Below are 13,590 nucleotides of genomic sequence, written 5' to 3' on the forward strand. Positions count from 1 at the left end.
TATTCATGGTTGAGGCTTCATAGCTTGTGGCGTACGGGGACCACAGCCAGCCACCGTCAATCGTATCCGCTTCCGTCGAGGCGGCAAAAGCAGGGCGGTCCCGGCGTTTCAGCTTCCCAATCCGGTGATGGCCAGGTTCCTGGAGATGCCCAGCAGCGGTCCGTCGTGAGTGAATTCATCATCCAAGCCGGCCCCGCTGGGCAGGAGCTCTCCATAGGGCAATGTTTCCGGGGAACTGAGATCCCACGCTTTGCTGGCACTTATGCTGATTCCCCTGGGGCCGGTCCGGCGGGTGGTTCCGCGGATCAAAAGCAACCTGGTACCGAACAGCAGGGGGCCGGATTCTTCCTGCGCCTCGTGGAAGAAGACAGAATCGACGCAACCGGTGCCATCGTCAATGCTGATGAAGACTACGCGCCTGCCCCCTCTCATCGGCGGTGTTTGGGTAGCGACCCGGACTCCGGCAACCAAAACCTCACTCCCGTTTCGCAAGCCAAGGAGCTTGTCAGCAGTAGTGACCCCGAGCTTGTCCAGCAATGGTTTGTAGCTGCCCATAAGGTGCTCGCTGACATCGACAGCCATTAGATCGAGCTCCGCCCGGACGTTTTCCACCAAGGTGGGCGCAGGTAGTTCCGGGACCAGGTTTTTCAACTCCACATCGCCAAGTGGAAAGGCCAGTTGTCCGTCGATAACATCCCTGGGTTTCCTGGAGGGAGCACTCTGAAGGGACTGCAGGTGCTGGACCAGATCGGCCCGGTTCGCCACTCCCCCGGAGTCTTTATGCAACGCATCAAAGGCCCCAAGCTGGGCCAGCCTCTTAATATTTGGCTTGCTGACCCGCGCCCTAGCCCGGAGATCTGCCAGGGAATCGTAGGGCTGCCCCGCCGCGATCCTTCGCAGTTCAGCTCCTGAGAGTCCATAGATACCGTTCAGGCTCAACCGGATTCCCAACTTGCCGGCGTCCTTGCCCTCCTGGATTTTTTCCACCCGGTATTCAGCCTGGCTGCGGTTAATGTCCAAGGGCAGGATGGGGATCCCCAGTCGCCGCGCTTCGGCGACCAGGAGGCGCTTGGGGTACATGCCGGGATCGTGTTCCCACAAGCCGGCCAGAAACGCTTCGGGATGATGGGCTTTGAGCCATGCCGATTGATAGGTGGGCACCGCGAAGGCGGCACCGTGGGCTTTGCAAAAACCGAAGCTGCCGAAGGCCTTCAACGTTGCCCACACTTTGTCAACCACCTCTGGAGGATATTTCTTGATCGCGTCGCGTCGGAACTTCTTCTCGACCTCAGGCTCAAGGATTTCATCGCCCAGGGCTCGTCGGAACTCATCTGCCGTGTCCAGTCCGCACCCTGTCATGATGTGGAAGGTCCTGAGGATCTGTTCGTGGAAGACAGTTACTCCGTGGGTTTCCTGCAGTGCAGGCTTGAGGTCCGGGTGTGGATAGATTTCAGGAGCAAATCCGTGCCTTTGCTCCAAGAAGGGCCGCACCATGTCCGATTTCATGGGTCCGGGCCGGAACAAGGAGATATCGATGATGAGGTCATTGAACTCGCGGGGGGCCATTTTCCCGATGAGCTCCCGCTGCCCTGGAGATTCAATCTGGAAACAGCCCAGCGTGTGGGTACTGCGGATCAGCTCATAAGTAGGTTCGTCGTCGAACGGCACCGCATTGAGCTCGATCCTGCCATCGGGGGCGATATAGTCCGGACCTGAGCCATCAGGGCCCACCGGATGTTTTCCGGCTTCCACAACTTCGGCTTTGGAAGGGTGCAAGCGAATGACTTCCCGGACGGCATAGGCCATGGCGCTTTGCATCCGTACGCCCAGGACGTCGAGCTTGAGCATGCCCATGGGATCCATGTCATGTTTGTCGAACTGGCTCATGGGCAGCCCCAACCCGCTTGGTTGCACAGGCGTCCGATCCAACAGCGTGGCGTCTCCCAAAATCACCCCGCACGGGTGCATGGAAATGTGCCTGGGCAACCGGTCCAGCCTCTCGGTGAGGTCCACCAGAAGGTCCAGCTGCTGGTTTTCTTCATGGCCACTGCGTTCCACCCTGCCGGCAAAATCCCTCAGTTCCGGCTTCTCCACCAGTGCTTCACGGAAATGACGGGCCGAAAACCTCCACAGCTGTTTGGCAATTTCTCCGATTTCGCCTTCATCCATCCCCAATGCCATTCCCGCATCCCGCACGGCGCCCCGGGCCCTGTAGCCGTTTTGCATGCTCATCAGGGTGACGCGCTCCCGCCCGAAACGTTCAAAGATCTTGTGGTAAACGTTGTGCCGTTCGGCACTTTCAACGTCGAGGTCGATATCCGGAAGTGTTGATCGTCGGCTTGACAGGAATCGTTCAAAAATGAGGTCATGCCGGATTGGGTCTACTTGGCTGATATCGATCAGGTAGTTCACCAGGCTCGATGCCCCTGAACCGCGTGCTGCCACCCTGACATCCATGGCGATGATCATCCGCGAGACTTCAGCCACGGTGAGGAAGTACGGGGCGAATCCGAGTTTTCCAATGATCCCCAGCTCATGGTCCAACCGCGAGCGCAGCTGTTCTCTTGCCGGGCCTTTGATGCCTGGGAATCTGCGGGTGATTCCCGCTTCGCATCGCTGGGAGAGTTCCATCATCGGATCGCAGTCGATGCCGATGATGGATGACTCGGGAACCACGGGCTTCTTCCATCCCATGTCTCCTACGGGGTCCATGCGGCATTTGTCGGCGAGCGCTTCTGTGTTGGCGAGTAATTTGTGGAGCCCGGCTTGTCCTTGTCCGGCTGCATGCATGATTTCTTTGCCGAGTTGGAGCATTTGTTGCCCGTTTTTGAGCCATCCCTGTCCGGTGGGTTGAAGCAGTGGCTCGGAGGTGAGTTCGGGGAGTGATTTCAGTGTCCGTGCGGAGTCGAGGACATCTGCGGTGGGGGCGCCGTCCTGGGCGCAGTAGCGGACCGCGTTGGTGAGGACGGCGGGGACGTTGTATTCGAGGGCGAGCTTGAGCATGCGGACGGCGTGGGCTGTGCTGAGGGGTATTCCGGGGGCGCTGAGGTGGGAGACGACTTCGGCGACGACGGTACCTGGCGGCATGGCGTCGATCCATTGTTTGAAGAGGGTGCGGGGCCTGAGGTATTTACGTCCCCCCATGGCCCGTCCGGCGTCCGAGTCAGGCCCGATCAGGACTGTGAGGACCGGTTTGAGGGTTTTCGGGTCCAAGATCCTTGAAGCGAGTTCGGCACGGGTCACTGCTGCGGGGATGGCGCCTCCGGCTTTTCCGGAGGTGCGGGCGTGTGCGTCGGAGACGAGGCGGCAGAGGGCGCGGTAGCCTGCGCCGTTGTTGTTCCCGTGGGCGAGTACGACGACGCGGCCCGCGACTTGGGTGCGGTGGTCGCCGTCGTCGTCGAAGACCGCGAGGTCGACCCCAACGATGGGGTCGATGCCGGCGCTCATGCAGGCTTTGAGGTGTTTGACGGTGCCGTAGAGGCCGTCGCGGTCTGTGCAGGCGAGCGCTGTTGCGCCGTCTGCGGCTGCGGTTTGGGCCAGTTCATCGGGCCAGGAGACGCCGTAGTGTGCGCTGAATGCCGTGGAGACGTGCAAGTGGGTGAAGCTCAAGGGTCACGCTGCTTCATCGGGTTCGACGGCCTTGGCTGGTGCGGCGTCGTGGATGCGCAGGAGTCTCCACCGGTTGCTTGTGTGGCCGCCAATGTGGCTGCCAACGTAGCGGACAAGGTCGAGGGTGATGGTGCGGGTGGAGTCGGTGGCATCATGGGCGGGTTGGAGTTGCACCCGCCAGATCTCGTGGTCCACCAGGCCGGCTCCGCTGCCGAGGGGCGCCCGGTTTTCTTCGGCCCACCATTGGCGCCGTTCGAACCATCGGACGGGTTCGCTGCAGACTGTGTACCGGGTCCCTTTCCATTGGACCGCCTGCGGCTGGCCGGTGTCGGTGCAGGTGACGTCCACGGACTCGCTGAACAGCCCCATCTCCACGCTCCTTGCCTGCCCATTCGAATTGTCTATTCGAAAGTATGTTCGAATACTTCAAGTTTACGACGCCCAGGCGACAAAACCTACTTCGAAGTTCAGGGGTGGACGGCGGGAAGCCCACAGAGCAGGATTGGGGCATGAGCACCCACGACGCACTCCTGAAGCAGGTCAGCATCACCGCAACTGCCGGCAACCTCGTGGCCCGGTTCGAAATCGACGGCACCATACCGGGCTCCGGCGCTTACGTTGTAGGCCTTGTCGCGGCCAGCCCCGACTATTCCTCCCAGCGCAGGCTCGGCATTGAATTCATGAACGGCGAAGCAGTGTCGTTCTTCTCGTTCAATCACTCCCTCAGCGCGGAGGAGAACTACGACATCAAGGGCGTGGAGCACTCCGGCAACGTCATCACCGGCAATTTCCCTGCCTCCGCCATCCACGGGCTCAGCAAAGGCCACATCATGACAGCCTTCAGCGAAGCCGACGGCAGGGAGTTCCAGTCAGGCGTACCAGTCGCTGAGGCACTCTGAGGCGTCGCGGGTAAACCCGAAGAACGGGTTAGAACAGGCCCTGGACGGGTTCGATAAGTTCCGGGGAATTGTTCCTGACATTCCCGACGGCGGTGCCCACCGGGTCCAGCGTCCAGTCGGCGGCGGCGTCGTGCGCCCTCGAACGGACCATCTCCACAAGACCCGCGGCATCCTTCTCCCGCGGATCGAGCCACGCTTGCATGGTTTCCCTGCTCATGGGCAGCGGCACGCGGTCATGGAGGGTTGTCAGTTCATCGAACACCGAGGCGCTGCGCCTGGTCTGGGCGGATTCAGCGGTTGGAGTGTCGGCTGTGAGGATGGACATGGACAGCAGCCACCGGCCGGGGTCGTCCTCAGCGGCCGATGGGTCTTTCCACCACTCATACAACCCGGCGAACGCCAACGCCGCACCGTTCCCAGGGTGCACATAGTACGGTTGCTTGCTCTTGCCTTCACCCTTCTTCCACTCGTAATACCCGTCCGCCGGGACGGCGCAACGCCGGGCAGTAGCAGCTTTCCGGAACGAGGGCTTTTCAAGGACAGTTTCGCTGCGTGCATTAATGAGCCGGGCACCGCCTTTGGCATCCTTGGCCCAGGATGGCACCAGTCCCCATTTGGCAACATGCAACTGCCGCTTCGGCCCGTCGTCGAGAAGCCGTTCCAGCACGATAGGAACGGCATCGGTCGGCGCCACGTTCCAGGACTTTTCGAGGGCGATCTCCTTGCGGGCATTCTCGCTGTCCAGTTCAGCATCAAAATCGGCGAGCAAATCCCCCACCGCACGAGCCATCACATATCGTCCACACATGCCAACAGTCTGCCCTTTACCCGGGCAGGGCACCAGCAGGTCACCGAGGCGGGGAATTTTTCAGTGCCGGGATACCGTTGGTAGGAACGGACCCATCAAGGGCTACAGCTACCTGCAGCCGCAAGAATACCTACAGAGGAGAGCCCATGGACTTCACTCCCGAATCCGGCACCATCACAATGTTCTCGACCACATGGTGCGGATACTGCAACCGCCTGAAGAAGCAGCTGGACGCCAAGGGCATCGGTTACACCGAAGTCAATATCGAAGAAGTCGAAGGCACTGCCGAGCTCGTCGAGCAGCTCAACGGGGGCAACCGCACTGTCCCCACCGTGCTCTTCCCCGACGGAACGGCCGCCACCAACCCGTCCGCTTCCGACGTCGAGAGCCGGCTGGCCGTCGTATAGCTGTAGAGGCGCCCGCGCCCCGGGCCCGCACGGAAACATTCCACATACTGTCTGCCACGTGTGATAGACAGAACGGGAAATCCGTAGCGGGCCCTGCTGCTTTAAGCAGGCCTGCTCTCCGCACGGCCGAAGGGAACATTTCATGGTCCACGCAGTCAAAGGTGTCGTCGTCCGCTCCAAGGGCGCACCCGCAACCCTCGAAACCGTCTTGGTTCCCGAACCGGGACCCGGTGAGGCGTTGGTGGACATCCTCACCAGCGGCGTCTGCCACACCGATCTTCACTACAAGCTCGGCGGCATCAGTGACGATTTCCCGTTCTTGCTCGGCCACGAAGCCACCGGTGTTGTCAGCGCAGTGGGCCCGGACGTCACCAACGTCGTCCCCGGGGACCGTGTGGTCCTGAATTGGCGCGCTGTCTGCGGCAACTGCCGTGCCTGCAACCGCGGCCAAGCACAATATTGCTTCAACACCCACAACGCAACCCAAAAAATGACCCTCGAGGACGGCACGGAGCTCTCCCCGGCCTTGGGCATCGGCGCCTTCATCGAAAAGACACTTGTTGCCGCCGGGCAATGCACCAAAGTGGACCCCGACGCCGATGCTGCCGCCGTCGGCCTGCTCGGCTGCGGCGTCATGGCCGGGTTGGGTGCGGCCCTGAACACCGGTGGCGTTAAGCGCGGCGATTCCGTTGCCGTGATCGGATGCGGCGGTGTGGGCACAGCTGCCATCGCTGGTGCAGCGCTCGCGGGCGCCACCACCATCATCGCCGTCGACATCGATGCGAAGAAGCTCGAACGTGCCAAAGAGCTTGGAGCCACCCATTCGGTGGATTCCTCCGCCGGGGACCCCGTGGAAGCAATCCGCGCACTCACCGGCGGCTTCGGCGCCGACGTCGTCATTGACGCGGTCGGACGGCCGGAAACGTACAAGCAGGCTTTCTATGCGCGGGACCTCGCCGGAACGGTGGTACTGGTGGGCGTTCCCACACCGGAGATGACCCTGGAACTGCCCCTGCTGGACGTGTTCGGGCGGGGTGGTTCCTTGAAATCGTCCTGGTACGGAGATTGCCTGCCATCCCGCGACTTCCCCATGCTGGTGGACCTGTACAAACAGGGCAGACTGGATCTCGACGCCTTCGTCAGCGAGCGCATCACCATCAACGACGTCGAAGAAGCGTTCGACAAGATGCACCAGGGCACTGTGCTGCGCTCGGTTGTTGAACTATGAGCTCCGCAAGCAGCCCCCGCATCGATCACGTGGTCACATCCGGCACGTTTTCCCTTGACGGTGGCACCTGGGACGTGGATAACAATGTCTGGATCGTCGGGGACGATTCCGAGTGCATCGTGATTGATCCTGCCCATGACCCCGAAGCCATTCGCTCCGCCGTCGACGGGCGCGCGGTAAAGGCCGTACTGCTCACGCACGGACATGACGACCACATCGCGTCCGCAGGGGCATTCGCGGAGCTCGTCAAGGCGCCCGTTCACCTCCATGCTGACGACATGATGCTGTGGCGGGCGGTGTTCCCTGACACGGCCCCGGACGTTGAGATCGTGGACGGTGACGAGTTCACCGTGGCTGGTGCTGCGCTCAAAGCCATCCACACTCCGGGCCATTCGCCTGGATCAGTGTCCTTCCACCTACCCGCCGCGGAGACCCTGTTCAGCGGTGACACGCTTTTCCAGGGCGGTCCTGGGGCGACCGGCCGTTCCTACAGCGACTTTCCCACCATTATCGAATCCATCAGGACCAAGCTACTCACCTTGCCGGAGGAAACTGTGGTGCGCACTGGCCACGGTGATTCGACCACTATCGGCGCGGAAAAGCCGCACTTGGACGAATGGATAGCTCGGGGCCACTAACCATCCACCCACGCAGGGCACCTACGCCAGAAGCGTCCTGAAGTCGCCGTCGAGCACGTCGGCGTAGGTGCCATACGCGGCGACCACGGCGTCTTCCACTGCGCTGACGTCCACGTGGGGCAGCAGATCGTTGGCGGCACCCGCCGTCGTCGGGTCCCAGTCAAGGCCCAGCGCAGCGTAACTCGCCGTCAAGACCTCACGGATGGGCGCAGAGTCCTCCACCACGATCACGGAACTGAACAACCAGCCGCCGGACACCACACGCTGGGCTGTACCGATCAGTTTTATACGGTGGGCCGGGAAATCCGGGTCCTCTCCGTGGACACTGAACTCGCCGGGGCAATATTCCCCGGGAATTTCGCCGACGGCGGCATGGACGCCGACGCTGCGAAGGGCGCCAGCGAGCAACTCGCCAAAAACCGAGAAACGTGCTTTGGCCCCTACTATCGCATCCGCATGGGGTTCTATGTGGTCAATCACGAGTGAGCCCGGGTTGTAGGCAGCTGCCCGTCCCCCGGCCTTCCTGACCAATGGCTCAAAGCCCAGGTTTCTGCAGGCTTCTTCCGCGGCTGCGAATCCGGGCAAGTTAGCGTCCCGCTGGCCGAACGCGACGGTGGGTTCGGGCCGGTACAGGCGCAACGTCGGCCCCAACTGGCCGCTTCGGGCCCGCCTTAGCAGCTCCAAGGCAAAATCCAGGTCATGCCCTGCTCCCAACGATTCCGGCTGCCGGTAGACCGTGAGGGGAAGCGGCAACGGCACGGTCATCAGCTTTTCCTTAGTGTCAGGATCTGCTCGGCCCTGCCGAATGGTCCGTTGATATCGTGCAGCACGGTGGAGGTCAGGCCGATGCCATCAGAGCCGAAGGAAACCTCGTTGTCCAACCCCAGCCACTCCCCCGAGGGAGCCCTGTACATGTGAATTTGCAAGTCCACGTTCGGGAAGATGTAGCTGCCTTGCCCAGGAGGTACGCGCGCGGCGATGCCGTTGGCCGTGTCGACGAGTCCCATCAGCCGGGCGAGGTCGCTGCTGTCCTCTTTGTCCGTCAGGGGATGCTCAGACCTTATCCAGACCCTTCCGGATCCCGGACGGTGCCCTTCGGCGACGCGCATTTCCAACGAACGGATGTAGCCGCCGGGCCACACGATGGCTCCATCCCACGGCTTGCACTCGTCGGGCGCGGGCAAGGGCCGGTCTTCCACTGCAGCCACTGCGCTGGTGTCGCTGGTGATCATCCGCCATGCCGCCGCCCGAATGGCCACCCGGCCACGGGCGGAGAGCTCGGCTTGGATGAGTTCGATGGTCCGGCCGGGTCGCAGGGTTGAGGTGGACACCTGGAACTCGCCGCCCGGGATGAGGCCGAGGATTTCGTAGCTGATCCGGGCGATCCGTACGTCCTCGCGGGGCTCGTGGCGGACTAGGGCGTCAGCGAGGATGCCTGACGCGGGTGCCATGTGTTGTTCTTCGGGATTCCAAGCACCTTGGGCGTGGATCGTGGAGCGGTATCGGCCCCCGCCCAGGGATTCGTAGTAGAAATTGCCGTCCGCCAGTTCCGGTATTGCAGTAGTCAAACCCAAGCCTTTCGCCGATCCAGCAGTCAACTCAGACAACTTTATCCGCTGATGTCTGCCCCATCCGACCCGGCCTCATCACGACCCTGCCTCATCACGACCCGTGGATCCCGACCCACAGTGGCCGCCAAGGAGAACCCTAGGATGGGTGCATGGACCTCCGTGACGCTGCGCAGCAGCTGTACACCGTGCTGCCCCGGGACTTCACGGCTGAGCGAGCCGCGTTATCGCGCAAAGCCAAGGACGCAGGCGACAAGGATGTGGCCAAGGAAATTGCCGGGCTTGCCAAGCCTGCCGCGGGCGCCTGGGCGGTCAACATACTGGCCGTCCACAAGCCCGAGGTGATCGACGGCGTCGCCCGTTTTGGCGCCTCCCTTCGAGACGCCCAAGCTGAATCGGACACGGAAGCGTTCCGCGAACTCAGCCAACATCGGCAGGGGCAACTCACCTCGGCAGTTCACGCCGCCAAGGACCTGGCACATGAGCTCGGTGCGCCGCTGAGTGCCGCCGCAGCTGCCGACGTCGAACAAACGTTCCGGGCAGCCATGGCCGACGCCGGGGCCGCCCGGGCCGTATCGACCGGCCGATTAGTCCGAGCCCTCAGCGGGAACGGTTTTGACCCGGTGGACCTCACCGGCGCCATCGCGGCGGGCGGACCGGAAGACACGTTCGACGCCGGTGAAACCGCGCCGCCTAAGGGCCAGGTCGCTAAGAAACAGGCAGCTAAGGAGCGCTCCGCCGGCACCGCCCCACGTCCTGATCACGAACCGCGGGAGCAGGCGACCTCCCTGGCCGAACGCCGTGCCGCCAAACGCGCAGCAGCGCGCAGGGAGGCGCAGGACCACTTCGCATCAGCGGATCGGTTGGCCCGTGACGCCGAGGAGGCAGCGTCCAAGGCGTGGGACGTCGTGAAGGAGCTGGCGAGCCGAAGGTCAGGCGTCGAAGCGGAGATCAGGGACCTGAAGAAACGCCTGGCAGCCCTTGAAGCGCAACTCATCGGAATTACCCGCGACGCCGAATCAGCCGAGGCTGACAAGAAAGTTGCCGTCAGGGCCGCCACGGAGCATCGACGCACCGCAGACCAAGCACAGCGGCGCGTCGACCGGCTGAGCTAATCCTTCTTCTTTTTACCCACCGTCTTCTGCAAATGGTGGGTTGCCGGACCTTCAAGGTACTTGCCCTCGGGGGTGAAGCGTGACCCATGGAGCGGGCAGTCCCACGACTTCTCGGCGTCATTCCAACTGAGCAGGCCACCCAGGTGGGCGCAACTTGCCGACACCCTGCATACTTTGCCGTCGACGGTTGAAACAGCTGCCGGTTCACCTTGATAAAGCCCGACGACGCCCATCCCCTCGGGTGGCCGGGTTTCGTCAGTGATCTCAGGGTTGTTCCGGACCTTCGCTCTATCCTCGACCATTCGCTTGGCGACACTCGCGTTAAGTCGCACCGCCTGGAGTGCACCCTGCGGCGACGTGACGCGATGGTGGATGACGCTCGCCCAATCCGATTGCCCGCCCAGAAGGTCTGAGGTAAGGGACAGGGCCGCCGCCACCCCGTTACTCAGGCCCCATTTGTTGTAGCCAGTGGCGAAAAAGATCCGGCCATGCCCCCGCGGCAGCTTCCCGAAGAAAGGCATGAGGTTGGTCGCTTGGTAGTCCTGAGCGGACCATGTGTGGGTAACTTCGGACCCCGGGTAATGCTCCTGCGCCCACCCGAGGAGGTCGTCCAGATGTTGTTGCGGAGATGCCGCACGGCCAGCGGTGTGCCCATATCCACCGACGAGCAGGAGCTCTCCTTCCGGTGTGGGGTGGGTGCGCTGGGAGCGTGTGGGCGAGTCGATGGAGAGGTACATACCTTGCGGGACCGTAGTGCCCGCCGGCGGACGGAGGGCGGCCGCGTACGAGCGGTTCGGTTCCAGCTTGGCGAAATAAAGGCCGCGATTCAGGATGGGCGTTCCCGTGGCCACCACCACCGCGTCTGCTGTGAACGTACCCTTGCGGGTGGAAACCTCCATCGGTTGGCCGGAGCCAACATTCTGCACCTGCACGCCCTCGACAATCACGCCACCGTGTCCCCGAATGTCCTTGGCAAGGGCATCCAGGACTTCCATGGGATGAAGTTGCGCCTGGTCTTCCAACTCCAAGGCCTCGACCACGGGAAACGGAAGTCCGGGGTCACGGCTGAAATGGACATCCAAACCCGCGTCCCGCGCAACCGCCGCCTCCTTGCGAAGCCGCTGGCCGCCGTCGCCAGTAGTTGCGAACGTGACCGCCGTTCGGCGCTGAAACGGGACGGCCTGCTGCTCCATGTACTGCGTCAGCCACGCCTGCCCTGTCTTGTTGGCCTCAACATAGGCCTGCACCACTTTCAAGGAGTACTGGCTGCGCAGGGCAGAGAGCGCCCCTCCCTGGAGCAAACTCAACTTGCCCGTGGTGTTCCCGGTGGTCACCGCGCCCAGGCTCCGGGCCTCGAACACCACCACGCGTTGGCCGGACCTGGACAACAGCAAGGCCGCCACCATCCCGGTGATTCCTGCACCCACAACGATGGTGTCCCAATGCTTTTCATCCGGTAGGGCATCGGACGCGAAGTGGGATTCCCTGTCCAGCCACAGCGATTTCATCAAACAACCCTGCCTCTCAATTCACGGAATTGGCACCTGGCATGTGTTGATGGCAACGGTAGGCGGGTCGCTGGTCCTTATCAAGGGGTTGGACGGCCTGTCGCGAGCGCGGCAGCCCTCCGCAATTCCGGGTCCGGGTCCTCTGCCCAACGGTCCATGACCCGATCCGCGCGCTCGCGTGCCAGCCCCTCCAACTGGGCCAACAGCGGCCGGACCACATCTTTGGCCAACGGGTCCACCAGTTCCCGCGTGCCGGCCTGCCTGACGAAGCCCTCGATCCGTGTGAGGTCGGTGTTGACCAGCAAGCTCACCCGGGCTTGCAACAACACCACCGCTGCCAGCCGGCGTTCGAATACAGGCTCCGACCACAGTTCCGAGCTCAACGCCGTGATGTCATCGTGGCTCAGGGCCTTGTACTTCTTCAAGGCATCACGGATGGTTCCGCGGACGGCCCCGACAGATGCCCCATACACTTTCACGCTTTCGCCCAGGCGCTCGCTGGCTTCTGCGGCTTTCTCCCACGACGATTCGCGCTGCAGTGTGTAGTCCACGAACTCACCGGCTTCACTCACCCGTCCATTTTGTCAGTGCCCGCCCATAGCGTGTGGCCAACAGCAACCGACAGGAGACACATGACGTCCCAAGAGCTAGCAACCGAGGCTTCCTTTCCGGGCGTCCCGGGAGCCTCCTCCATGCCCGAGTGGTATCCGGACTTGCTCCACACCGTGGCTCAGGAAGTTCGTGTTGGCCGGACTCGTGCCGTCGCTGCCGCCAATGCTGAGCTGCTGAATTCCTACTGGAGCATCGGCCGGCAGCTTGCCGAGCGCGAATCCCAGGAAGGCTGGGGCGCCAAAGTGGTCACGAGGCTGTCCGCTGACATCCGCTCACGCTTCCCCGGGGCGAAGGGATTCTCCCCCAGGAACCTTCGGTACATGAAGAGCTTCGCCCACGCGTGGCCGGACTTCCCGATGTTGCAAGCACCGCTTGCAACATTGCCGTGGTACCACCAGATCGCCTTGCTGGAAAAGCTCGACGACGCCGCCACGCGGCTCTGGTATGCAGCGGCAGCCGTCCAGCATGGTTGGTCCCGGAACGTCCTGACGCATCAGATCTCCACCCGTTTGCACGAGCGCTCCGGGCAGGCCATCACCAACTTCGCTTCCACCATGGTTCGGGCCGACTCGGACCTCGCCCAGCAAGCCACCAAAGACCCCTATGTCTTTGACTTCCTCGCCATGGCCGAACGGCACACCGAACGCGATTTGGAGGTGCAGTTGGTGAAGCATGTGGAGAAGTTCCTGCTGGAGCTGGGTCAAGGTTTCGCCTTTGTTGGCGAGCAGGTTCGTCTGGAAATTACCGGCGACGAGTTTTTAGCGGACCTGCTGTTCTATCACTTGAAGCTGCGGTGCTACATGGTGATCGAGCTTAAGGCTGTGAAGTTCGAGCCCGGCTTCCTCGGGCAGTTGGGGATGTACATGGCTGCGGTTGACGATCTCATGGCACACCCGGATGACAAGCCCACTATCGGGCTGCTGCTTTGCAAGGAGAAGAACAGCGTGGTGGCCGAGTACGCCCTGCGTGGCTTCAAAGCCCCGGTGGGGATTGCTGAGTGGCGAACGTCGTTGGCCGACTCGCTACCCGAGGAGCTGATTGGGAGCTTGCCGAGCATCGAGACATTGGAAGCCGAGTTGGCGAACCAGACGGAGGGGGTGGAGGGGTAGGTCAGCGGTCTCTGACCGCTGGTGCAATGGGCGGCATCTAGTGCGTTCGCTGTGGCGAGCTAATAATGTCAGTGCCCCTTGGCAGAGTA

Annotated in this window: 13 protein-coding genes; 6 read left to right on the plus strand and 7 right to left on the minus strand. The window is 62.4% G+C overall.

The window, feature by feature from the left end; genetic code table 11:
- Window positions 1-108: 108 nt before the first annotated feature.
- Window positions 109-3,609, minus strand: coding sequence for a DNA polymerase III subunit alpha (locus tag QRN42_RS02755; RefSeq protein ID WP_284977984.1), 3,501 nt, complete (start codon window positions 3,607-3,609; stop codon window positions 109-111).
- A 3-nt stretch (window positions 3,610-3,612) separates the two neighbouring features.
- On the minus strand, window positions 3,613-3,978 hold the full coding sequence (locus QRN42_RS02760) for a DUF6504 family protein (RefSeq protein ID WP_284977985.1): 366 nt from the start codon (window positions 3,976-3,978) through the stop codon (window positions 3,613-3,615).
- A gap of 140 nt (window positions 3,979-4,118) precedes the next feature.
- Here QRN42_RS02760 and QRN42_RS02765 point away from each other — a divergent pair, with 140 nt between their 5' ends.
- Window positions 4,119-4,508 carry a hypothetical protein gene (locus tag QRN42_RS02765; protein WP_284977986.1) on the plus strand — a complete coding sequence of 130 codons (390 nt, stop codon included), beginning with the start codon at window positions 4,119-4,121 and terminating at the stop codon, window positions 4,506-4,508.
- A gap of 28 nt (window positions 4,509-4,536) precedes the next feature.
- Here the strand turns inward: QRN42_RS02765 and QRN42_RS02770 are convergent, their stop codons facing one another.
- A complete protein-coding gene (locus QRN42_RS02770) occupies window positions 4,537-5,316 on the minus strand; it encodes an SOS response-associated peptidase (protein ID WP_284977987.1) in 780 nt (259 codons plus the stop codon).
- A gap of 146 nt (window positions 5,317-5,462) precedes the next feature.
- On the opposite strand from QRN42_RS02770, the gene QRN42_RS02775 reads away from it, so the two are divergent.
- From QRN42_RS02775 to QRN42_RS02785, 3 genes are all read left to right on the plus strand, one after another.
- Complete coding sequence (locus QRN42_RS02775; protein WP_284976507.1) at window positions 5,463-5,723, plus strand: mycoredoxin; 261 nt, start codon at window positions 5,463-5,465, stop codon at window positions 5,721-5,723.
- Between the two features lie 142 nt (window positions 5,724-5,865).
- Window positions 5,866-6,951, plus strand: coding sequence for an S-(hydroxymethyl)mycothiol dehydrogenase (locus QRN42_RS02780; protein WP_284976506.1), 1,086 nt, complete (start codon window positions 5,866-5,868; stop codon window positions 6,949-6,951).
- Complete coding sequence (locus QRN42_RS02785) at window positions 6,948-7,589, plus strand: MBL fold metallo-hydrolase (RefSeq protein WP_284976505.1); 642 nt, start codon at window positions 6,948-6,950, stop codon at window positions 7,587-7,589. Before QRN42_RS02780 ends, QRN42_RS02785 begins: the two co-directional genes overlap by 4 nt.
- A gap of 21 nt (window positions 7,590-7,610) precedes the next feature.
- Here the strand turns inward: QRN42_RS02785 and QRN42_RS02790 are convergent, their stop codons facing one another.
- Together QRN42_RS02790 and QRN42_RS02795 are read right to left on the minus strand one after the other, a co-directional pair.
- Window positions 7,611-8,354: a lipoate--protein ligase family protein gene (locus QRN42_RS02790; protein ID WP_284977988.1), complete on the minus strand. Its 744-nt coding sequence runs from the start codon at window positions 8,352-8,354 to the stop codon at window positions 7,611-7,613.
- Window positions 8,354-9,157: a thioesterase family protein gene (locus QRN42_RS02795; protein WP_284977989.1), complete on the minus strand. Its 804-nt coding sequence runs from the start codon at window positions 9,155-9,157 to the stop codon at window positions 8,354-8,356. The genes QRN42_RS02790 and QRN42_RS02795 overlap by 1 nt, the downstream gene beginning before the upstream one ends.
- 152 nt (window positions 9,158-9,309) lie before the next feature.
- On the opposite strand from QRN42_RS02795, the gene QRN42_RS02800 reads away from it, so the two are divergent.
- Window positions 9,310-10,272 carry a hypothetical protein gene (locus QRN42_RS02800; RefSeq protein ID WP_284977990.1) on the plus strand — a complete coding sequence of 321 codons (963 nt, stop codon included), beginning with the start codon at window positions 9,310-9,312 and terminating at the stop codon, window positions 10,270-10,272.
- Here the strand turns inward: QRN42_RS02800 and QRN42_RS02805 are convergent.
- Together QRN42_RS02805 and QRN42_RS02810 are read right to left on the minus strand one after the other, a co-directional pair.
- Window positions 10,269-11,780, minus strand: coding sequence for an FAD-dependent oxidoreductase (locus QRN42_RS02805; protein WP_284977991.1), 1,512 nt, complete (start codon window positions 11,778-11,780; stop codon window positions 10,269-10,271). The two genes, QRN42_RS02800 and QRN42_RS02805, sit on opposite strands and share 4 nt — an antisense overlap.
- 80 nt (window positions 11,781-11,860) lie before the next feature.
- A complete protein-coding gene (locus tag QRN42_RS02810; RefSeq protein WP_284977992.1) occupies window positions 11,861-12,352 on the minus strand; it encodes a DNA alkylation repair protein in 492 nt (163 codons plus the stop codon).
- A 60-nt stretch (window positions 12,353-12,412) separates the two neighbouring features.
- On the opposite strand from QRN42_RS02810, the gene QRN42_RS02815 reads away from it, so the two are divergent.
- The gene (locus QRN42_RS02815) at window positions 12,413-13,501 is read left to right on the plus strand and encodes a PDDEXK nuclease domain-containing protein (protein ID WP_284977993.1); all 1,089 of its coding nucleotides are present in this window, start codon (window positions 12,413-12,415) and stop codon (window positions 13,499-13,501) included.
- The last annotated feature ends 89 nt before the right edge of the window (window positions 13,502-13,590 follow it).

This window comes from Arthrobacter sp. fls2-241-R2A-200 (assembly GCF_030209745.1).
In the GTDB taxonomy this organism is placed as follows: Bacteria; Actinomycetota; Actinomycetes; order Actinomycetales; family Micrococcaceae; genus Arthrobacter.